Here is a 21502-nt window from a genome sequence, read left to right as displayed (position 1 = left end):
AAGAATTATTATGGGATGGTTTACTAGAAAAAAGGAAGGAATTTCAACTTCCACAGCCGACAAGAAAGAAACTCCCGAAGGACTTTGGTATAAATGCCCAAAGTGTAAAGCTGTAATTACAACTGAAGAGCATAAATCAAACCTACACGTATGCGCTGTTTGTAATCATCACGAACGAATTTCAGCGAGTGATTATTTTGAATTATTATTCGATAGCACAAAGGGAACTGAATTTGCCAGAGGAATTACAGCTGCGGATCCTTTAGAGTTTAAAGACACTAAAAACTATGTAGATCGAATTAAATCAGTTCAAGAAAAAACTGGCTTAAAAGATGCTATTCGTGTTGCACATGGTAAAATGGATGGAGATGTCATCGTTATTGCAGCAATGGACTTCCGATTTATTGGAGGGTCAATGGGATCTGTCGTTGGAGAAAAAATTGCTCGGGCAATTGATAAAGCAATCGAACTTGAGGCTCCGCTCATCATCATCTCTAAATCAGGAGGAGCACGTATGATGGAAGCAGGGTTATCTTTAATGCAAATGGCTAAAACATCTGCAAAATTGAATCAGCTTTCTGAAGCAAAACTTCCATACATTTCATTATTAACTGACCCTACAACTGGAGGTGTAACAGCTTCTTTCGCAATGTTAGGAGACGTCAATATCGCTGAACCAAACGCGTTAATCGCTTTTGCCGGTCCAAGAGTTGTAAAAGAAACAATTGGTAGAGATTTACCAGAAGGATTCCAATATTCTGAATTTGTTTTAGAGCACGGCTTTTTAGATTTGATCGTTGACCGTAAAGATTTAAAATCTAAAATGAGTCAATTATTAAGAATGCTTAAGCTTGAGAAAGCACAAAAAGAAGAGGAATAATAAATAATTAAAATAATTGGAGGCGTACTAAGAAATTAGTATTACCTTTGCCAGCGAAATACATAATACTCATTAAAATTAATATTGGCATGTATTTAGATACAAAAAAGAAACAAGAAATTTTTAAAAAGCATGGATCAAGTGAAAAAGACACTGGTTCAGCAGAAGGACAAATTGCTTTGTTCACATTCAGAATCGCTCACTTAACTGAGCATTTGAAAAAAAACAGAAAAGATTACGGAACGCAAAGAGCACTTCAGCTTTTAGTAGGTAAACGTAGAAGTTTATTAGATTACTTAAAGAAGAAAGACATTGAGCGCTACAGAGCTATTGTTAAAGAGTTAAAGCTAAGACGATAGTCGATTTAAGATAGTAATAAAGAGGGGCAATTGAAATTTAGATTTTAATTGCCTTTTTTTTTAATGAGTATTTTATTTTTGTAAAGAAGAAATCAAAGTATTAAAAATTATATAAATAAAACAAGTGAAGCGGACCCTGTTTAGACAGGATCAAGAAGAAGCCCCGCTTCAACAAAACAAACACATATGAATGTAATAAACAAAACAATCGACCTAGGAAACGGAAAAGAAATATCCGTTGAAACTGGTAAACTTGCAAAGCAAGCAGACGGTTCTGTCGTTGTAAAATGTGGAGGAACAATGATTCTTTCCACAGTGGTTTCAAATCCTGAAGCCAAAGATGGAGTGGATTTTTTACCACTCACCGTAGATTATAGAGAAAAGTTCTCTGCAGGAGGAAAAATTCCTGGAGGATATTTAAAGCGTGAAGCAAGACCTTCTGATGACGAGATCCTTGTTATGCGATTAGTTGATCGTGCACTTAGACCTCTTTTTCCAGATGACTATCACGCGGATACACAATTAATGATGCAATTAATCTCTTTTGACGGTGTTAACATGCCCGATTCTTTAGCTGGTTTTGCCGCTTCTGCTGCGATAGCTGTATCAGATATACCATTTAATGGACCGATGTCTGAAGTGAGAGTTGGTCGTGTTGATGGTAATTGGATTGTTAACCCAACTTACGAAGAATTTGCTCAATCAGACGTTGATTGTATGATAGCAGGTACTGCAGAGAATATCGTAATGCTTGAAGGTGAAATGCACGAAATTTCAGAAGCAGATATGGTTGAAATAATCAAGGTTGCACACGATGCTATTAAAAAGCAATGCCAATTCCAAGAAGAATTAGCAGCTGAAGTTCCTACAGCGGCAGTGAAAAGAGAATATTCTCACGAAACACATGACGAAGCAATAAAAGAGAAAATTCATACTGCAACTTTCGATAAATGCAAAGAAGTTGCCCGTCAAGGTCTTGCCGACAAAAATAAAAGAGCTGAGTTGTTTAGAGAAATATATCAAGAATATGTTGATGGTTTAGATGAAGAAACACTTGAAGCAGAAGCTCCTTTTATCCAAACTTATTTTAATAAAACGAAAAAAGAGGCGGTACGTCAAGTAATGCTGAATGAACGCATTCGTTTAGATGGTAGAAAAATGGATGAAATTCGCCCTATTTGGTCTGAAATTGATTACATTCCTTCGGCTCATGGTTCTGCAGTATTTACAAGAGGTGAAACTCAATCGTTAACGACACTTACTTTAGGCGGTAAGTTGGATGAACAAATGATTGATAATATGGCAGAAAAACGATACGAAAAGTTTTTGCTTCATTATAATTTCCCTCCATTCTCAACAGGTGAAGCTAGACCTATTAGAGGCGTTTCACGAAGAGAAATTGGTCATGGGAACTTAGCTTTACGTGCTTTGAAAAACATGCTACCTGAAGACAATGCATATACAATTCGTTTAGTATCGGATATCCTTGAATCGAACGGTTCATCCTCAATGGCCACAGTTTGTGCAGGTACGTTAGCGCTGATGGACGGTGGAATTCAGATGAAAAAACCAGTTTCAGGAATTGCTATGGGATTAATTACAGATGCAGATGGTAAATACTGTGTATTATCTGACATCCTAGGTGATGAAGACCATATAGGAGACATGGACTTTAAAGTAACTGGAACAGCTGATGGAATTACAGCTTGTCAAATGGACATCAAAGTTGACGGTCTTTCTTTCGAAGTATTAACAGAAGCTTTAGAACAGGCAAGAGCGGGTCGTTTACATATTTTGAATGAAATCTTAAAAACCATAGATACACCAAGAACTGAATTAAAACCAAATGCTCCAAGAATCGAGGCTTTAATCGTACCAAATGAAGCTATTGGAGCAATTATCGGTCCAGGCGGTAAGATCATTCAGGAGATGCAAAAGGACACCAACACTACTATCACCATAGAGGAAAACGATAAAGGTGAAGGGGAAGTTCAAATTCTTGCGAATAATGGTGAGGATATGAATGCTGCTTTAACTAAAATCAAATTGATTGCCTTCCCTCCTACTGTCGAAGTTGGTGCAGAATACGAAGGTAAAGTTAAATCTATTCAAGCTTACGGTTGTTTCGTAGAAATTTTACCTGGTACTGATGGATTAATTCATATTTCTGAATTGGAACATAGAAGAGTTGAAAAAGTTGAAGAAGTAGTTAAAGAGGGAGATATGGTCAAATTTAAAGTGATAGGACAAGATCCAAAAACGAAAAAATTCAAACTTTCAAGAAAGGTTTTATTACCTAAGCCAGAAAAGAAAGAAGCAGAAAAGAAAGAAGCAGAAAAATAAATTCGTTTTAACGCGAAATTCAAAAGGGAGTTTACATGAGCTAAACTCCCTTTTTTTATCCCTCAAATAAATCTGCCCCTTAGGCATCAAATTTGTACATTAGTCCAAAAACACGAACTATGAACAAAATTCTACCCTATATTTTTGGTCTTTTTTTACTCTCCATTACCAGTTGTAAACAACGGGTTTATCTTACTGTAACTGAACCACCAATTGTCCATGTTGACAAAGACTATTTAAGAGGTGGATTTATTAATCGCTCGTTTTCATCCGGTGAAAGTAAGTTAATTGATATCGTCGATAAAGGACTTTCTCTTGAAGGAGACCTAGATGTTGCTGGATCAAATGCGGCCATTCAAGGAGCTTTTGATTATTTAACTACTATAAATCGTTTTGACTACCTCGAAATTTTAGACTCATTACCTGTTGAAAATGGTGGTATGGATGTTTTCCCGGCGCAAATTCCTTGGAGCAAGGTAGAAACAATCTGTCGTGAAAACAACCTCGACTTTTTGATGGTTTTAGAGGTGTATGATACGGACACTAAAATTAACTATTCAATGGGAACGACCACTAAGTCAACTCCTTTGGGAGACGTTCAAGTACCTGTTCACAACGCGACAATGACAACTTTGATAAAAACAGGTTGGCGAATTTATGACCCATCACGCAAACTAATTTTAGACGAATTTAGATGGTCAGACCAATTACAATCTCGTGGTAGTGGAATTAATCCAGCGGCAGCGGCAGCCACTCTACTGAACCGTGGACAAGCAGTGAGACAAGTCTCTACAAATATTGGTCGACACTATGCTGGTCGTATAGAATATCAGAGGTTTCGTGTATGGCGGAATTACTATACAAAAGGAAGTAATAACTTAAAAATTGCTAGAAGAAGGTCTGATGTTGGTGATTGGGACGGTGCTGCAGAAATGTGGAAAAAAGATTTACAATCAACAAAAAGAAAAGTTGCAGGAAGAGCAACCTACAACATGGCTATTTATCATGAAATTAACGGTGAAATTGAAAAAGCTTTAGAATTAGCTCAAAAATCTTATGGTGATTACCGAATAAAAGAAGGTAGAAATTACGCGAACATATTACGTGATAGATTAGCAAGAAGACAAAGAGAAAATGCATTAAACAATCAATAATTTCAATTAATCACTAAAAAAATGAATACGATAAAAATAAACTATATCGAGTTTAAAGCAAAAGATTTAAAACGTGTTAAGGATTTTTACGGGAATGTATTTGGATGGGAATTTAAGGATTATGGTGATCAATACATTGCATTTTCCAATAGTGGAATTGAAGGAGGTTTTGAAAAGACAAATCAACCTATAGTTAATGGCGCTCTAGTTGTACTGTATCATGATAATCTCGAAGAAATACTTCCAATAATAGAAAAAAATGGCGGTAAAATTACCGTACCCATTTTCACCTTTCCTGGCGGTCGACGATTTCAGTTTGAAGATCTGGAGGGAAATGAACTCGCCGTTTGGACAGAAATAATAGAATAATATGAATTTTTTAGTTGGTTTATTCATCGCAGGACTCTCTTTTCAAACAGGTCCTAACCACCGTTTAAAAGTTTTTGAGCCGTTAGTAAACAATACTTGGATAGCTGAAGGTGTTTGGGCCGACGGCTCTTCTTTTTACCAAGAAATTTCTTACTATTTTGATTTAGAAAAATCTATAGTAATAGCAAATACAAGAAGTTATACTTCATCAGATACCAATACAATCGGCAATAGAAATCATGGTGTTCGACAGTTTGATTCATCATCAAACGCCATCCGCTTTTGGGAATTTGATAGATTTGGAGGATTAACGGAGGGAACTGTGGAAGCAAACCATAATGACATTATTTATCAATATCCCTACAAAAACATAAAACTAACAGAATATTGGCAATATAAAAACGATTCAACCTATCATTATACTATAGGTGTACGTGAAAATAAAACTTGGACCTCAAAATACCTTGAAACCGACTTTAAATTGAAAAAATAACGTTAATTTTTGTTTTCACTTTCTTCTTCGTCAGTCACATCTTCGTAATCAACGAAACCTTCTTCTTCACGTTGTTTCTCTCTAAATTGTTCAAAAGGATTTGATCCCTGTTGAAATTGACCAAAACCACCAACGCTTGGACGATTGAGTGGCTGTCCAGTCACTAAACTACCTATTACATTAGCTCCCCTAAAAAGAATGTTCACTAAAAAGAAAAAAGCAATCACTGAAAAAATCCATCCAATTATTGGAGCGTCATATATTGCTGCTATTGATGTCGTAAACCAATTAACTACTCCATTATTAACCATATCTGGTAATTGTAAACAAATTATAAAATAAACAACTGAACCTATCAATAAATAGCGTTCCACAAGAGGATCAATAGTTGCCGTAAATCGAGCCAATACAGGGTGTTTTGAAAGCTGACTAAACAACATTCTTTTTTGCAGTTTTCCCATAAGATAAAAAACCATCACCATCGTTCCCAAAAGCATGTATGCCCAAGACAAAGTTTGATCATCACCTGCCTGGTACTTGAAAATGTAATTCGCGGTCACAGAAACAAGTAAAAAATATTTGATTATTCTTAATGTATAATCTTGCACTTGTTTTGCTCTGCCAGCGTTTCCACGAATTGAATTTATCAATAGCATAATAAATCCCCAAATAAAACTGAAAATTGAAAATGCAATCCCCAATCCAAAAATAAACCTTAATACATTCATACTTTTTAATTCTGACCATTACTGTTGCAATTAACATGCAAAGAAAGGTTCTCCTGTCAAAATCACGTGATCAATGACAAGCTGTCATTTATACCTTTGTTTTAACCTTATCCCATCGTTTAATTTGCCAATTTGTGTACCCTGTCGCAATATGATTCCCATCACAATCATGCAGTTTAATCTGACACGCAACATAGATACTATCTTGATTTTTTAAAGGGCTGAATATTTTTTCATCCATCCAATCGTCTTGCGCTTCAAATACGGCATACACCGTTTTTTTGGCCTGATAATGATACTCCATTTTTAAAGATTCCATAATCAACCGATATTTCTTATTCCCTAACTTATTCAATAATAGAAATCCTGAAGAAAATTCCGCAGCCGTAGCCAAACCACAGGCATGAATACCTTTAATGTGATTGAAGTTTTTTCTTTTGTAAGGTATTACCGTTGTAATTCGGTTAAACTCAATCTTCTTAATTTTTATACCATGCGGACGATTAAAAGGGATGATAAAACCTAATCCTAGGTTTAACTTAAATAAACCAAATTTAGATTTTTTTGCCGCAGCTATATGTTTTTCAAAATTCATAAGAACCAAATAAAATGATAGGTCTCTAAATTCGATAAAAAGATTTACATATCCTCATTCTATCGGATAATTCTAGGATTGATAAGATTGAAGGAATCTTTATTATCTTTGCAGCAGATCAAAAATCAAATCATTTTATGAGAAATTTATTCCTTTTATTAACAGTAACTATAGGACTTCAATTTCAATCCAGAGCGGTTGAAGGTATGTGGATTCCTTCTTTAATTGAAATGTTTCATTCAGACATGAAAACTTATGGATTGAATCTAAGTCCGGAAGAAATATATGCCACAAATTCGGCAAGTCTTAAAGATGCAATAGTACAGTTTAATGGAGGTTGTACTGCTGAAATAGTTTCTGATAGAGGATTAATTTTAACGAATCACCATTGTGGATTTGGCGCGATTCAATCTCATTCTTCTTTAGAGAATGATTATTTAAAACATGGTTTTTGGGCAAAAAACCTAAAAGAAGAATTACCTAATCCTAGCATGCGCGTTACTTTCGTGCGTGAGATTAAAGATGTGACTAATCTCATTTTAAATGGCGATTCGCATAAACTTGCTGATCGAATCAAAAATTTAGAAGAAGAATATACCACCGAATCAGTTTTAGCAGTCGTTAAGCCATTCAATTTAGGGAATCAGTATTATATGCTGATAACTGAAGATTTTAATGATGTTAGATTGGTAGGGACACCTCCTTCGGCAATTGGTAAATTTGGCGGAGATACAGATAACTGGGTTTGGCCGAGACATACAGGGGATTTTTCCGTATTTAGAATTTATGCAGACAAGAACAATAAATCAGCCGCTTACAGCGAGGATAATGTTCCTTATCAGCCCAAAAAATTCTTACCAATTAGCTTAAAACCAAAAAAAGAGGGAGATTTTACAATGGTTTATGGATTCCCTGGATCAACTGATCAACATTTCTCTTCAGGGAAATTAAAATTCTATATGGAAGAAGAACGACCAGCGAGAATTGACATGCGACAACAAACCCTCGACATTCTAAAACCAGCGATGAATAAGGATGATCAAACGAGAATCCAATACGCTTCTAAACAAGCTCGAATTGCCAATGCATGGAAAAAATGGATCGGTCAAATTGGTGGATTGAACGAATTGAATGCCTTAGAAAAGAAGAAGGAATTCGAAGAAAAATTTCGCTCAATAGCAGCCGAAAACACGAAAACAAAAGAAAAATACTTTGATATAATTGATCAACTCAATCAACTTCAAGAGCAAAATAAAAAATATGAAATGGCTCGTTCAATTTTTGTGGAGTATTTTTATGTAGGACCAGAGTTTATGCAATTTGTATTAAACTTTGCAAATATCGCCAACAACTATGACGAACTGAAGGAAAAAGGAGAATTAGCTGATGAAATTGAGCGTCTGACTAAGCGTCAACAAGGATTCTTTAAAAATTACAACAAATTAATTGATCAAGAAATCTTTAACACCCTTACCCCACTCTATTTATCTTATACAGACAATGACTTATTACCCGAAGGTTTAGCTGAATCATGGGAAAAGAAAGGTGATCGACTTTTTGAAAAGTCAATCTTGCTTAATCAAGATGAATTACCTGAATTTTTAGCGAATTTCAAAAAGGGTTCAGCGAAAAAGATTCTGAACGACCCTGCATACACATACTCTCTATTAATCTACCGAAACTTCTTCTCAAAAATTAGTGACGCTTATCAAAAATTCACCAAAAAAGAAGAAGAATTAATGAAAGTGTATGTCGGTGGTATTTTAGAAATGATGCCGGACAGAAAAACTTGGGCAGATGCCAATTCAACATTACGTATAGCTTATGGTAAATTGGAAGGGTCTGCTCCTCGGGATGGGATGAAATACTTACCTTATACCACTATTGATGGAATTATGCAGAAATACGACCCTAAAAACCCTGATTTTCAACTAACAAACCGATTCCTAGAATTGTATGCAGAGCGGGATTTTGGCGGATATGATCAAGACGGAGAACTTTGGGTTTGTTTTACTGCTTCGAACCATACAACAGGAGGTAATTCTGGGAGCCCTGTAATAGATGCTGATGGTAATTTAATGGGGATCAATTTCGACCGTTCTTGGGAAAGTACAATGTCTGATTTTATGTTTGATGAATCAAGATGTCGTAACATTGTTGTTGACATTCGTTATGTGCTATGGGTGATAGACAAGTACGGTGAAGCTAGTCACCTTATCGAAGAAATGAATTTAATTAAATAAAAAATGGTAAAATTAGGAGCCGTCATTATTGCATTGTTGTTTACGGTGATGGCTTGTAATAAACCTGCACCTGCTCCACTACCAAAAGCAAATTTTTTTGTTGAGAATAACAATTGCATTTCTATCTGCTCACTTTACTTTTATGATCAGTCTGAAAATGCAGTGAAATGGCGTTGGAACTTTGGTAATGGTGAAAAATCAACAAATCCTGACGATACTGCTATATACACAATTCCGGATACTTATGAAGTTTGGCTTCATGTTTGGAACGAGGATGATGTAAAAGATTCTGTCAGAAAAACCGTTTTTATTAATTAGAAAGAACCTGAAACAGCTATAGATTGGGTTTTTATTCAATAAAAGTGTAAACGCTACTTTTGTTCTTTTTCATACGCTACTTATTCATTAGAACACATCTTCACTTAATTGTTTTACACATCTAATAGGCATGTTTCAGGTTAACAGATAGGTGTAATTATCCGATACTCAAATTTAACAACTCCTTACCAATCAATCGATCTATTTCTATACGCTTTTTTTACTTTTTATACTAATCCAATTAATTGTAAGTAAAACAAAAAAAAGTCGTCTAAACCAACATGAAAAATTATATTGATACTATAAATAAACTCTTAGGAGAAAATCGAACCACAAACGACCAAAATTCTGATGCAATGCTCCATTATTCAAAAATGAGTGTTAAACGATTAGAAAGATGGTTAGAAAAAGGGGAACTATTACCGGAAACAATAGAAACGATTAAATCCATAACATCGCCTCAGCATTGGATTGTTTTAACAGAAGGCTGGTGTGGTGATGCCGCACATTCAATTGGATTTCTCTGGATGATGAGCGAATTGAATGAGAATATACAATTTGAGTGGAAATTAAGAGATGAAAACCTTGAATTAATGGATCAATACCTCACCAATGGAGGAAGATCAATCCCTAAATTAATTGTTCGAGATCAAAACCAAAATGACCTATTTAATTGGGGACCACGACCAGCTCATATCCAAGAGTTAAGAACAGAATTAATGGCCCAAAACCTGCCCTACGAACAAGTCAATGTAGAAATGCAAAAAGCATATAATAAGGACAAAGGAAAAACGATTCAAAAAGAGATTATCGCTTTATTAGAAAAAACAGATATTAGTTTACTTGCTCAGTAGCGGTTGCATCACTTTCCGATTTGCTTTCTTCATTCGCTTGCGAAACTAAGTAAGCAATCATTAGAATAATAAGGAGTACAATAAACATCCTTTTATCCTTGTAGAGTGGAACTTTTGGCCGTTTAGTTAACCGATCATACTCATGAGAAATATGTGTAAAATCCTTATACTTAGCCATCGTTTCTTTCGATGGCTTTTTAAGGTTTTCATCTCTATTTATACTATATTTTTTCATTTGGATGTCCATCCTTTCTTAAGCTTTTCCAAAATACGATAAACCCGCATTTTCGCCGAAGCTTCTGTTATTGAATAGAAATCAGCAATGGCTTTAAATGAATAATGCATAAAAAAGCGAAGGTCAATTATCTCAGCCTGTTCTGGCGTTAAATTATTTAATGCCTTTACCAATTTTTCTTGCTCATTCATGTTATCAACATCATTAATCGAAACTTCCCTCATCATTACCTGAATGTCTTTTTCACTTACTTCTATCTTTACCTCTTTCTTTAATTTTCTAAAATACAAATTTGCCTCGTTAGAAGCAATCCTATACAGCCATGAAGAGAAAGGAGCCCCTCTATTTTCGTATTTATGAATATTAAACATTGCTTTCAACATCGCTTCTTGACAAATATCGCCCGCCTTTGCTTCATCCTGAACGCGTTTATAAACGAATAAATAAATTCGTTCAAAATACTTCTCATAAATTAAAGCAAAAGCATTACGATCTCTCTTAGCTAATTCAACTAATCTTTGATCATCTTTTAATATTTCGGGCGATACTTTCAAGGTATTTTACAATACGGTTTTTTCAAGTAATTCAACTTAAACTAAAAAGTAACAACCTTAATTCATTTTTTTTTCAAGGCAATCCATAACAGCAAGAATAGAAGTGTAGGTATTCGACCTAATCTTATCGAATTCTTTTAATCCAAAATACGCTACCTCTGTAATTCCCTCTTCAGTTTGAGGAATTAATTCTCGCAACTCCTCCCCTTCTTCCAACCAAAACCAATAAGTCTTTTTTAAAATGTGTTCTCCTTTATGCTGATAGGTGTGATAAGTGTCAATTAAATGTTCTTTAATTTTTGGAGACTCCAACCCACACTCTTCCTCAATTTCTCGAATTGCCCCAATTTCAGGAGTCTCATTTCCTTCAAGTTTACCTTTAGGAATGTCCCAAAAGCCATTTCGTTTGATAAATAAAAACCTATTCTCCCTTTCTACCAATCCCCCAGCCGCTTCAATGAATTTATAGTTAGTAAATACAGCCCAAAACTCAGCCTCATCCACAAGTTCAATATGAAGTTCATTTTTTGTTGAGAGAAGATATTCTTGTATCCATTCCCAAACTTTTTTTGGATTTTCTAAACTTGAAACTTGAGAATTAAAATGAAAACTAATCGGTTTATTTTCGATAAAAACTTTATACATTTGCGCCTATGATTTTAAATAAGGATAAAGCCCTAAAAATAGCTGATTTTTTGTTACAAATTAAGGCTGTTAAATTAAATCCCTCAGATCCATTCATATGGTCCAGTGGAATGAAGTCACCCATTTATTGTGACAATCGAAAAACTTTATCGTATCCTACAATTAGAACTGCTATTCGTCAAACTTTTTCTGAGCAAATCAAAGCAAAGTTTGAAACAGTCGACGTTATTGCGGGTGTTGCAACTGGTGGAATTGCTATTGGTGCACTTGTGGCTGAAGAAATGGGGCTTCCATTTATCTATGTGAGATCTTCTGCTAAAGGACATGGTTTAGGAAATCAAATAGAAGGAGAATTTCATTCCGGTCAAAGAGTTGTGGTAATTGAAGATTTAATCTCAACTGGAGGAAGTAGCTTAAAAGCCGTTGAAGCCCTTAAAGAGGCGGGGTGTAATGTAGTTGGATTAGCTGCAATATTTACCTATGGCTTTAAAGTAGCCGAAGAAAATTTTGAAAATGCAAATTGTCCTTATTTTACATTGAGCAATTACGATTTGTTAATCGAACAAGCGGCAAAAGAGAATTATGTCTCTGAGAAAGATATCGAATCTTTAAATAGTTGGAATAATAACCCTGAAAATTGGCAATCATAATGGCTACTAAAATTGACAGTAATAAAGTTATAATAAACGCGAATCAAGAAACTGTTTTTACGTATTTAACAGATTTCAACAATATAAAAGAATTACTTCCTCAAGATAAAATATCTGACTGGAAGGCTACAACTGAAGAATGTTCTTTTAAAATTCAAAATGCAGCAGTTATTCCACTTGTAAAAGACACTGTTGAACCGAATGGCAAAATAAATATTAAATCAGGAGAAAATGCGCCGTTTCCTTTTACTTTAGAAGTTTTCATTGAGGAGCAGCCAGATAATAAATCTCAAGCTTATTTAAAATTTGAAGGAGAAATAAATGCCTTTCTAAAAATGATGGTTGTTAAGCCTTTAACGAATTTATTCAATTATATGGCCGATCGCATCCAAGAAGTGCATTCCTAAACTCATCATTAACGTAAGAACGCTATTTCTTTCAGATCAAATTTCTTAACCGTACTCTCCGTTTGGACTATTAATAATCCGGTTTCGTCTATTCCTTTTATCATTCCAAAAAACTCGGTCTCATTTGTAGAATACCGCGACCATTGTTGGTAACGGTATAACGATTCATAATATCGACTAAGTAATACTTTATAATTCCCCTGTTCAAGCAGATCATAATAAAAATCCAAGTATTTAAAGAATTGATTAAACACTATTTCCAATTCTTGCTCCACACCCATTTCTAGGAATAATGATGTTGCTTTATTTTCTTTCGGAAATTCTTTTTGATTTACATTTAAACCTATCCCCACAATCGAGTGTTTGATCAATTGGCCTTGAAGTTGATTTTCAATTAAAATTCCGGCAACTTTTTTATCACCGATCAAGATATCATTAGGCCATTTCACCTTCACGGCCAATCCTAAATCTTTTAATGTCTTAGCTATCGCCAAGGAAGCCACGATATTTAAATAAAAGACTCGATCAAACTTGATAGAAGGATATAAAACAACCGAAAAAATTAAATTTTTTTCGTCTTCGCTCAACCAACTATTCCCTCGTTGCCCTTTACCGCTGTACTGTCTTTTTGTCAGAATTGTCGTGCCATTTGCCACATTTGTCTCTTTTACAAGATTGGCAGCATAATTGTTAGTTGAATCAACAGATGATAATGAAATAAAATTGGCAGATAGTCTTTTACAATTCATGAAAACAAATGTGCCAATTTTTAATATAAATGAAACAAAAAACTTAATTTTGTTCACCAAATAAATACAGATGGTAAAATCTCTCGACGAGAAAGCGTACGACGCAAAACTTTTAATCGATACAATCATTGATGCAATACAAGATGTTAAAGGAAGAGACATCGTTGTTTTAAACCTTTCTGAATTGCCGAATGCTGTGGCGGATTTTTTTGTTATTTGCAGTGGTGATTCAAGTACACAAGTAGAATCAATCGCACAAACAATTGCAAGAAAAACAAGGGAAAAGCTAAAAGAGAAAGCTTGGCATGAAGAAGGAACAAAAAATGCAGAATGGGTGTTATTGGATTATGTTGACGTCGTGATACATGTTTTTTACAAAGAAGTTAGAGATTTTTATAACCTCGAAAGTTTGTGGGCAGATGCTGAGAGAATTGAAATTCCAAATATTGACTAATTAAGATATGAATAATAATACACCAAATAAAGGAAAAAAGAAAGGCGGCTTTAACGCTTATTGGATTTATGCGATCATCGCTGTATTGTTGATTGCTTTCAACTTATTTCAATTAAAGCCTACGGCAATCGAAATTGATGTTGATAAATTCAAAGAGTTAGCTGCAAACGGATATGTTGAACGGATTGATTTAATTAAAAATGAAGAGAAAGCTGAAGTCTATCTGGATTTAGAACAAATTGATGCGATCAAAGCCTTGGATTCGATAAAGTATAAATCACTTAAGAAATCAGAAAACACCTTGAGTGGACGTCCTTATGATATGCAGTTTACCACTCCACCAATGGAAACTTTTTACACTAATATTTCAGAATTCAAAGAAAAATTAGAGCTTGAAAAAGGTCCGAAATTTAGCTTCAAAGTTAATTATACTTCACGAACGGATTGGTCAGGTGCTCTTAGTTGGTTATTATTCCCAGTGTTAATTTTAGTATTCTGGTTCGTAATAATGCGAAGAATGTCTGGTGGCACAGGCGGAGGAGCGGGTGGCAACATTTTTAATATTGGTAAATCAAAAGCCACCGTTTTTGAAAAAGGAAAAGGTACAAACACAACCTTCAAAGATGTTGCAGGATTAGAAGGAGCAAAAGAAGAAGTCGAAGAAATTGTAGATTTCTTAAAAAACCCTAAAAAATATACTGAATTAGGTGCAAAAATTCCTAAAGGAGCATTACTTGTAGGCCCTCCGGGAACTGGTAAAACTTTATTGGCTAAAGCAGTTGCCGGTGAAGCAAAAGTTCCTTTTTTCTCACTATCCGGTTCAGATTTTGTTGAAATGTTTGTTGGTGTAGGTGCTTCGCGAGTGAGAGATTTGTTCAAACAAGCAAAAGAAAAATCTCCTTCAATTATATTTATTGATGAGATTGACGCAATTGGACGTGCCCGCGGTAAAAATGCCAATATGGGGTCTAACGATGAACGAGAAAATACACTTAATCAGCTTTTAACCGAGATGGATGGTTTTGGCACCAATAGTGGTGTGATTATATTGGCTGCTACAAACAGAGCCGATGTATTAGATTCAGCGCTTATGCGTGCCGGGCGTTTTGACCGTCAAATTTATGTTGACATGCCTGATGTAAATGAAAGAAAAGAAATCTTTAAAGTACATCTTAAACCGTTGAAACTGGCAACTGATTTGGATGTTGAATTCCTTTCTAAACAAACACCAGGTTTCTCTGGAGCAGATATCGCCAATATTTGTAATGAAGCGGCTCTAATTGCCGCGCGAAAGAAAAAGAAAAATGTCGACAAACAAGACTTTTTAGATGCTGTTGATCGAATAGTTGGGGGATTAGAAAAAAAGAACAAAATCATAACACCAAACGAAAAATCAACTATTGCATATCATGAAGCTGGACATGCAACAACATCTTGGTTATTGGAACATGCCTCTCCTTTAGTTAAAGTAACAATCGTTCCTCGTGGTAGATCTTTAGGTGCAGCATGGTACCTTCCAGAAGAAAGACAAATCACAACCACCGAACAGTTGCTTGATGAAATGTGTTCTGCTCTAGGCGGAAGAGCTGCTGAACAAATTATGTTTGGTAAAATATCCACAGGAGCCTTAAGTGATTTGGAAAAAGTAACCAAACAAGCTTATGCAATGGTTTCAATTTATGGACTAAGCTCTAAATTAGGGAATATCAGTTATTATGATTCTCAAGGTCAATCAGGGTTCACCAAACCATATTCGGAAGAACGTGCAAAAAATATTGACGAGGAAGTAAGCAGAATCATTGAAGAGCAATACGATCGTGCTGTAAAAATCCTAACTGAAAATAAAGACAAATTAATTCAACTTGCTGAAAAACTTTTAGAAAAAGAAGTTATATTTAAGGATAACCTTGTTGAAATATTCGGTGATAGAGAATGGGACAAAGAACCATTATCTGAGCAAATAGCTGAGGAAATCAAAGCTGATGAACCGACCATCGAAAATAGTAACGATCAGAGTTCCACCGAAAATCTCAAGGAGGATAACTTAAATAATAAAGAAGATGGAGAATAAAAGTTTAGTATTTTCAACCGGCAAATCTCATTTAGCTGCCGTAATTAAGGGTGAATTAGAAGCAAACGGAATTGCGGTAACAGTCCTGGATCATAACGATTCAGCGTTCAATGTTATGAACCAAATTGATTTATTTGTCGATCCTGAAAATGAACAAAAAGCGAAACAAATTATCGCAGAAAGTAACGCATGAGTAACCTAGTACAACGCGCCCTCGTCGGCACAATATTTGTCTTAATTATAATTGGATCAATATTGTTTAAAAGCTGGATATTTAATCTCGTAATGGGTGTAGTTGCATTACTTGGTTTGTTGGAGTTTTATGGTCTCTTTAAAAAGGCAGCAATAAGTCCTCAAACCACTTTAGGAACTATATTTGGATTGCTATTCTACATCACTGGAATAGCAGCCATATATAATTTTGAATATTTCACTTACTTTCTAGGTGTATTCATTTTGACATTTATTTCCCTTTCTATCGCAGAGTTGTATCGTAAAAAAAAGACACCCTTTGAAAATATTGCAATAAGCTTTGTTGGAATTTTCTATATTTCGCTCCCTTTAATTTTATTAAATCATTTACTCGATTTCAGTCGAATCACATACACTGTAAACAACTATTGGCCGGTACTCACAATTTTTATATTGGTTTGGTGCAGTGACACATTTGCATACTTAGTAGGAAGAAAATTAGGCAAACACAAGTTGTTTGAACGAATTTCACCAAAAAAATCTTGGGAAGGATTCATTGGAGGATTGTTATTCAGTGTACTTGCAGGGTACTTAATCGCTTACTTCACTGAAGCCAATATCACTCAGTTTGTTTTATATGGTCTAGTTGCAAGTATAGTTGGAACTTTAGGTGATTTAGTTGAATCAATGCTTAAAAGAAGCTTAAAAATAAAAGACTCTGGAACAATAATTCCTGGTCATGGAGGAATTCTAGATCGATTTGATGCAGTGTTTTTTGTAATACCTGTTATTTACTATCTACATTATTATATTTTTGTTTAAAAATCGTAAACTATTAAAATGAAAATTCACAAAGAGGGATATACAATTATACTTGTAAGTTTAATAATAGGAGCTGTTTTATATACAATCAACCACACGCTATTAATTGACTACCCTTTATTTTATTGGCTACTAAACGCCTTTATTGTTGTGATGCTTTATTTAGTGATACAGTTTTTTCGTGTTCCTAAACGAGTTTCCCCTCAAGGAGAAGATCTTATTATATGTCCAGCAGATGGAAAAGTTGTGGTTATTGAAGAAGTTGAAGAGACCGAGTACTTTAACGATAAAAGAATTCAAGTATCTATATTTATGTCGCCGATGAACGTTCACGTTAATTGGAATCCAATAAGTGGTGTAACTAAATATTATAAATATCACCCAGGAAAGTTTTTAGTGGCATGGCACCCCAAATCATCGACAGAAAATGAACGATCAACTGTAGTGACTCAACATAAAAATGGCCAAGAAATATTGTTTAGACAGATTGCAGGAGCAGTAGCACGTAGAATTGTTTGTTACGCCCAAAAAGAAAAAGAAGTTAAAGCAGGATCGGAATTCGGTTTCATTAAGTTTGGTTCTCGTATCGATTTATTTTTACCGTTAAACACCGAACTAAACATCAATATTGATGATGTTGTTCAAGGAAAAACTACAATCATAGGTAAGTTAAAATAAAACAATTCTAATTATTGTTATTTTCTTAACAAGCTTGGGGATACTGCGAAAATTTTAACACCCTTACTCCCTGATTTCTAGTCTATTTAGACCAAAATTCATTTTTTTTCACCACCTAAATCCTCGCAAAATCAAGGATTTATGGCTTTTCTGTTATTAAAGTGTAAAAAAAACGTAAAAAAAAACCAAAACTTTTTCCCAATTTAGGCAACGCGAACAATTTTTAATAGTCTATAAACTAAACAAATCATACTAACATGAAACTACTTAAATTATTCTTTTTTGCTCTTGGATTCAGTGCGCTGAATGCAACAGCACAAGACGTTCCAGTTGAGGAGTTGCCAATCGCAACTATCGACGATAAGTTTTTGGTTACCGTACCTGAAATTCCAATTGAAGAGTATTACTTCATTGATATTTCGCATTTAACATTCGCAGATGACGAAGAAGCTTTAAAAAAATTAAATTTTTATCTAACTGCTAACCTAATCGAACCTGCGATTAATTTGGAAGAAGATTATCTCGTTCTGCACGTAAAGACGGAATACATTGGAGGTGACACGGATTATAATAATTTACAATTCTACCTTAATCACCTGACCAAACCAGTAGAATAATTTGAATCAAAATGCTAATTAAACCAAATAAAATGAAAATATTTAATAAACTATTCCTACTGGGATTTGGGCTAATATCAGGAATTACCGGATTTGCTCAAATCGTTGGAGGAAATGGATACATAATGGGGCCGACATTAGAAGTTGGTATCCATTCTCAAGGATTTGAAGGTTCTTCAGTTACACCTCCAATGGCTAATCACAATAGAGGGCCTGGAGGACGATTAGGATTTGTTTCTAACCCTTTAGAAGATGGTTGGACAAATTATGACGGAGATTTTTATTTACCTGGTTCACCCGAAAACACATTTGGAATACAAATCGACGGTACAGATTATCAAAACTCTGCTACTGGTGAGTACGATATTCCCATGACAGGACCTGGAATTTCAAACTATGAGGTATTAGGTAAATGTAAATTGTTAGACTGGGATGGAAGTATAGGAGGTATTGATATTCACATGACCTATAAACTCGACACAACAAAAACATATTATACTGTCGACGTTACTTTAACAAACACAAATCCTGTTGCCAAAAACAACGTATATTTTTACAAAACGTTTGACCCTGATAATAATCAACCAATTGGATGGGGCTTTGTTACTACTAATGAAATAGAGTACCAACCTTCACCGTTTTGTCCAAAATCATTGGTAAGCGCAAGACAAATAAACGCTTGGACAAGCTATGTTGGTCTTGGTGCGATTGACCCGAATATTCACGTAAGTCATGGTGGTTTTGCTGTCGCAAGTGGATCTGATATTTACAATGGAACTGGTGGTCTTACGGGAGTTGAAGGGGCTGTAGCAACTGCTGATGCCGCAATATCAATATGTCATAGAGATGCAACTATTGCTGCTGGTGCAAGTTCAAACTTCCAATTTGTTGTAATCTTAAGCTCAGAGCAAGTTGAAGACGCTATTCAAAGTTTGTATTTCGTTGATTATGATGGTGCCGATCCTGATGCAGCATGTACTGAAGAAATGATTGACTTAGACGGTGACGGTGATTTAGAACCGGTTCCGGATACAATTGAATTTGATTGTGCAGGAGGGCCAATTGAGTTAGAATTCGCAGGGCCATATGTTGGGCCGGCTTATGATATTGTATGGTATAACGAGGATACTGGCGAAGAAGTTGGTGAAGGAGCTTCTCATACAATACTACCTGTTGGATCAACAATGTATCGTGTAGAAGCGGATCCTGTTGGGGACTGTTTTGAGTTACCTATTGAGCGCTATTTTGTGATACTTGCCGTTGGAGATGGACCGATGATAGATATTACAGACATAGGTCCACAATGTGGGGCTGTTGACCTTGAAGATTTAATAATTGAAGACACTATGGATATACCTGGAACAGACATGACTTTCCATGGTTCTGAACCAGAAGCAATGGATGACTACTCAGATTTATGGGATGGAAGTCCAATTGGTCCTGGAGATGAAGTTTGGGTAATGATTGCAGATCCAGATGGTAGTGGATGCTGGGATAAAAAGCTAATCGAAATAGAATACATTGAAATTAGCGCTGGTGAAGATAGTGACGGTCACGAGTTATGTAACGCTGGCGGAGCAACAATTATTTTTGAAGAATTTTTAGTAGACACTTCACTAGTTGCTGAAGGCTATGTTTGGGAAGAAGTAACACCTTCTGGAGGTGCTTTTGACCCTATCTCTACAGAATTTGACCCTACTGGAATACCTGCAGGAGATTATACAGTGAGATTTATTGCGCTAAGTGGACCTGACTGTGATAATGATACCTCATTCCATACAGTTACAGTCTATGATCAACCCACAGCCGGTGCTGATAACGCAGGTGAAATTTGTAATGCAGCAGGCCTAGAATACGATTTGAATACACTTCTATCTGGTCATGATGCTGGAGGTACGTGGACTGAAATTGATGATACCGAAGGTGGATTTGATGCTGCTACTGGAATATTTTCAATTGATGGAACATTAGATCCAGGAGATTACACATTTGAATATACCGTTGAGGGAACAGATCCATGTATAGATGATGTAGCCGAATTTACCATTACCGTAGTCGCAGCACCAGCTGTTGACGCTGGACCAGACCAATTTATTTGTATTGGAGAAGAAGTTATATTAGCTGCTTCTGGAGATCCAGCAACATATGAATGGGATCCAGCAACAGTATCTGATGGTGTACCATTTTCTCCAGGTGTAGGAACTGTAACTTATACAGTAACCGCTACAAATGGTATAGGGTGTGTAAATACTGATGATGTAGATGTGACGGTATATGCACTGCCAGTGATAAACTTTTTTGGTGACTCACTAGGATGTACACCATTTGAATCAGAATTTACTGTATACTCAGATGTTGCTATTTCCTCTACTGATTGGTATTTCGGTGATGGAGACAGCTTTTTAGGAGCAACTTCTCCAACAGTGTCGCATGTTTATTTATTTGGAGAAGAAGAAGGCTATGATGTAAGCATAACCGTAACAGACATAAATGGCTGTGTAAATTCTCTTGAAAAATCAAATTATGTAGTTGTTTATGATCAACCGATTGCAAAGTTCTCCATGAACCCACAATCTGTTTATACAAATGATACTCGTGTAGAATTTACAAATGAATCAATGTATGCAACTGATTATATTTGGGATTTTGGAGACGGTTCTGACTTAACAAATGAAACGAATCCTGAACATTTCTTCCCAAGTGATGTTGGAGATATACTTTATCCAGTTCAATTGAAAGTATCCAACGCAATAGGATGTGAGGATAGTATCACGAAATATATGAATGTGAAAGGAATTATCTTATTCTATATTCCAAATGCATTCACTCCAGATGGTGATCAATTCAATGAAAAATTCCAACCTGTATTTGAATCAGGCTATGATCCTTATGATTTCCACATGACAATCTTCAATAGATACGGTGAAATTGTTTTTGAATCATATGATGTTACAGGAGGATGGAACGGAACTTATGGAGACGGAGGGTTAGTAGATGATGGAGTTTATATCTGGTCTTTAGAGTTCAAAGAGCTACATACAGACAAACGACATAAACATTCTGGTCACGTCACTGTAATAAAATAAAGAACT

At 35.3% G+C, this 21502-nt stretch carries 24 protein-coding genes; 18 read left to right on the top strand and 6 right to left on the bottom strand.

The window, feature by feature from the left end; translation table 11 throughout:
• Window positions 1-10: 10 nt before the first annotated feature.
• From accD to A8143_RS02940, 6 genes are all read left to right on the top strand, one after another.
• Window positions 11-880: an acetyl-CoA carboxylase, carboxyltransferase subunit beta gene (gene accD, locus A8143_RS02965; RefSeq protein WP_066756050.1), complete on the top strand. Its 870-nt coding sequence runs from the start codon at window positions 11-13 to the stop codon at window positions 878-880.
• 89 nt (window positions 881-969) lie between these two features.
• The gene (gene rpsO, locus A8143_RS02960) at window positions 970-1239 is read left to right on the top strand and encodes a 30S ribosomal protein S15 (RefSeq protein WP_066756048.1); all 270 of its coding nucleotides are present in this window, start codon (window positions 970-972) and stop codon (window positions 1237-1239) included.
• A gap of 186 nt (window positions 1240-1425) precedes the next feature.
• Window positions 1426-3582 (top strand): polyribonucleotide nucleotidyltransferase, encoded by a 2157-nt coding sequence (locus tag A8143_RS02955; RefSeq protein WP_066756045.1) that lies wholly within the window; start codon window positions 1426-1428, stop codon window positions 3580-3582.
• Between the two features lie 119 nt (window positions 3583-3701).
• Window positions 3702-4736: a DUF6340 family protein gene (locus A8143_RS02950; RefSeq protein WP_066756042.1), complete on the top strand. Its 1035-nt coding sequence runs from the start codon at window positions 3702-3704 to the stop codon at window positions 4734-4736.
• A gap of 21 nt (window positions 4737-4757) precedes the next feature.
• The gene (locus A8143_RS02945; RefSeq protein ID WP_066756039.1) at window positions 4758-5105 is read left to right on the top strand and encodes a VOC family protein; all 348 of its coding nucleotides are present in this window, start codon (window positions 4758-4760) and stop codon (window positions 5103-5105) included.
• A gap of 1 nt (window position 5106) precedes the next feature.
• Window positions 5107-5598 (top strand): hypothetical protein, encoded by a 492-nt coding sequence (locus A8143_RS02940; protein WP_066756036.1) that lies wholly within the window; start codon window positions 5107-5109, stop codon window positions 5596-5598.
• Window positions 5599-5600: 2 nt separating this feature from the next.
• Here A8143_RS02940 and A8143_RS02935 read toward each other — a convergent pair whose 3' ends face one another.
• Window positions 5601-6326 (bottom strand): hypothetical protein, encoded by a 726-nt coding sequence (locus A8143_RS02935; protein WP_066756033.1) that lies wholly within the window; start codon window positions 6324-6326, stop codon window positions 5601-5603.
• 88 nt (window positions 6327-6414) lie between these two features.
• Window positions 6415-6921, bottom strand: a complete 507-nt coding sequence (locus A8143_RS02930; protein WP_066756030.1) for a DUF4442 domain-containing protein — start codon at window positions 6919-6921, stop codon at window positions 6415-6417.
• A gap of 137 nt (window positions 6922-7058) precedes the next feature.
• Between A8143_RS02930 and A8143_RS02925 the strand changes: the two genes are divergently transcribed.
• From A8143_RS02925 to A8143_RS02915, 3 genes are all read left to right on the top strand, one after another.
• Window positions 7059-9164, top strand: a complete 2106-nt coding sequence (locus tag A8143_RS02925) for a S46 family peptidase (protein WP_066756020.1) — start codon at window positions 7059-7061, stop codon at window positions 9162-9164.
• Between the two features lie 3 nt (window positions 9165-9167).
• Entirely contained in the window at window positions 9168-9482 is a 315-nt protein-coding gene (locus tag A8143_RS02920) for a PKD domain-containing protein (protein WP_066756018.1), read from the top strand.
• A gap of 281 nt (window positions 9483-9763) precedes the next feature.
• Window positions 9764-10336, top strand: a complete 573-nt coding sequence (locus tag A8143_RS02915; RefSeq protein WP_066756016.1) for a thioredoxin family protein — start codon at window positions 9764-9766, stop codon at window positions 10334-10336.
• Here A8143_RS02915 and A8143_RS02910 read toward each other — a convergent pair.
• The 3 genes from A8143_RS02910 to A8143_RS02900 are packed head-to-tail and all read right to left on the bottom strand — an operon-like array spanning window position 10317 to window position 11770.
• A complete protein-coding gene (locus A8143_RS02910) occupies window positions 10317-10571 on the bottom strand; it encodes a hypothetical protein (protein WP_070137438.1) in 255 nt (84 codons plus the stop codon). The two genes, A8143_RS02915 and A8143_RS02910, sit on opposite strands and share 20 nt — an antisense overlap.
• Window positions 10568-11125 carry an RNA polymerase sigma factor gene (locus A8143_RS02905; protein WP_066756012.1) on the bottom strand — a complete coding sequence of 186 codons (558 nt, stop codon included), beginning with the start codon at window positions 11123-11125 and terminating at the stop codon, window positions 10568-10570. Before A8143_RS02905 ends, A8143_RS02910 begins: the two co-directional genes overlap by 4 nt.
• A gap of 57 nt (window positions 11126-11182) precedes the next feature.
• Complete coding sequence (locus A8143_RS02900) at window positions 11183-11770, bottom strand: NUDIX hydrolase (RefSeq protein ID WP_066756009.1); 588 nt, start codon at window positions 11768-11770, stop codon at window positions 11183-11185.
• Window positions 11771-11778: 8 nt separating this feature from the next.
• On the opposite strand from A8143_RS02900, the gene pyrE reads away from it, so the two are divergent.
• Both pyrE and A8143_RS02890 read left to right on the top strand, forming a co-directional pair.
• Window positions 11779-12420 (top strand): orotate phosphoribosyltransferase, encoded by a 642-nt coding sequence (gene pyrE / locus A8143_RS02895; protein ID WP_066756006.1) that lies wholly within the window; start codon window positions 11779-11781, stop codon window positions 12418-12420.
• Entirely contained in the window at window positions 12420-12827 is a 408-nt protein-coding gene (locus A8143_RS02890; RefSeq protein WP_066756003.1) for a hypothetical protein, read from the top strand. The genes pyrE and A8143_RS02890 overlap by 1 nt, the downstream gene beginning before the upstream one ends.
• An 8-nt stretch (window positions 12828-12835) precedes the next feature.
• Here the strand turns inward: A8143_RS02890 and A8143_RS02885 are convergent, their stop codons facing one another.
• Window positions 12836-13576: a biotin--[acetyl-CoA-carboxylase] ligase gene (locus A8143_RS02885; RefSeq protein WP_066756161.1), complete on the bottom strand. Its 741-nt coding sequence runs from the start codon at window positions 13574-13576 to the stop codon at window positions 12836-12838.
• 70 nt (window positions 13577-13646) lie between these two features.
• On the opposite strand from A8143_RS02885, the gene rsfS reads away from it, so the two are divergent.
• The 7 genes from rsfS to A8143_RS02850 all read left to right on the top strand — a co-directional run bounded on the left by rsfS (window position 13647) and on the right by A8143_RS02850 (window position 21496).
• Entirely contained in the window at window positions 13647-14030 is a 384-nt protein-coding gene (rsfS, locus tag A8143_RS02880) for a ribosome silencing factor (RefSeq protein ID WP_066756000.1), read from the top strand.
• A 7-nt stretch (window positions 14031-14037) separates the two neighbouring features.
• Complete coding sequence (gene ftsH, locus A8143_RS02875) at window positions 14038-16101, top strand: ATP-dependent zinc metalloprotease FtsH (protein WP_066755997.1); 2064 nt, start codon at window positions 14038-14040, stop codon at window positions 16099-16101.
• A complete protein-coding gene (locus tag A8143_RS02870; RefSeq protein ID WP_066755994.1) occupies window positions 16091-16294 on the top strand; it encodes a putative signal transducing protein in 204 nt (67 codons plus the stop codon). Before ftsH ends, A8143_RS02870 begins: the two co-directional genes overlap by 11 nt.
• Window positions 16291-17115 (top strand): phosphatidate cytidylyltransferase, encoded by an 825-nt coding sequence (locus A8143_RS02865; RefSeq protein ID WP_066755990.1) that lies wholly within the window; start codon window positions 16291-16293, stop codon window positions 17113-17115. The genes A8143_RS02870 and A8143_RS02865 overlap by 4 nt, the downstream gene beginning before the upstream one ends.
• An 18-nt stretch (window positions 17116-17133) precedes the next feature.
• Window positions 17134-17793 (top strand): phosphatidylserine decarboxylase family protein, encoded by a 660-nt coding sequence (locus A8143_RS02860; RefSeq protein WP_066755987.1) that lies wholly within the window; start codon window positions 17134-17136, stop codon window positions 17791-17793.
• 257 nt (window positions 17794-18050) lie between these two features.
• Window positions 18051-18410 (top strand): hypothetical protein, encoded by a 360-nt coding sequence (locus tag A8143_RS02855; protein WP_066755985.1) that lies wholly within the window; start codon window positions 18051-18053, stop codon window positions 18408-18410.
• Window positions 18411-18442: 32 nt separating this feature from the next.
• Complete coding sequence (locus A8143_RS02850) at window positions 18443-21496, top strand: PKD domain-containing protein (protein ID WP_175437466.1); 3054 nt, start codon at window positions 18443-18445, stop codon at window positions 21494-21496.
• Window positions 21497-21502 lie beyond the last annotated feature (6 nt).

This window comes from Crocinitomix algicola, assembly GCF_001661595.2.
In the GTDB taxonomy this organism is placed as follows: Bacteria; Bacteroidota; Bacteroidia; order Flavobacteriales_D; family Crocinitomicaceae; genus Crocinitomix; species Crocinitomix algicola.
This window is presented reverse-complemented; position numbering and strand designations above follow the sequence as displayed.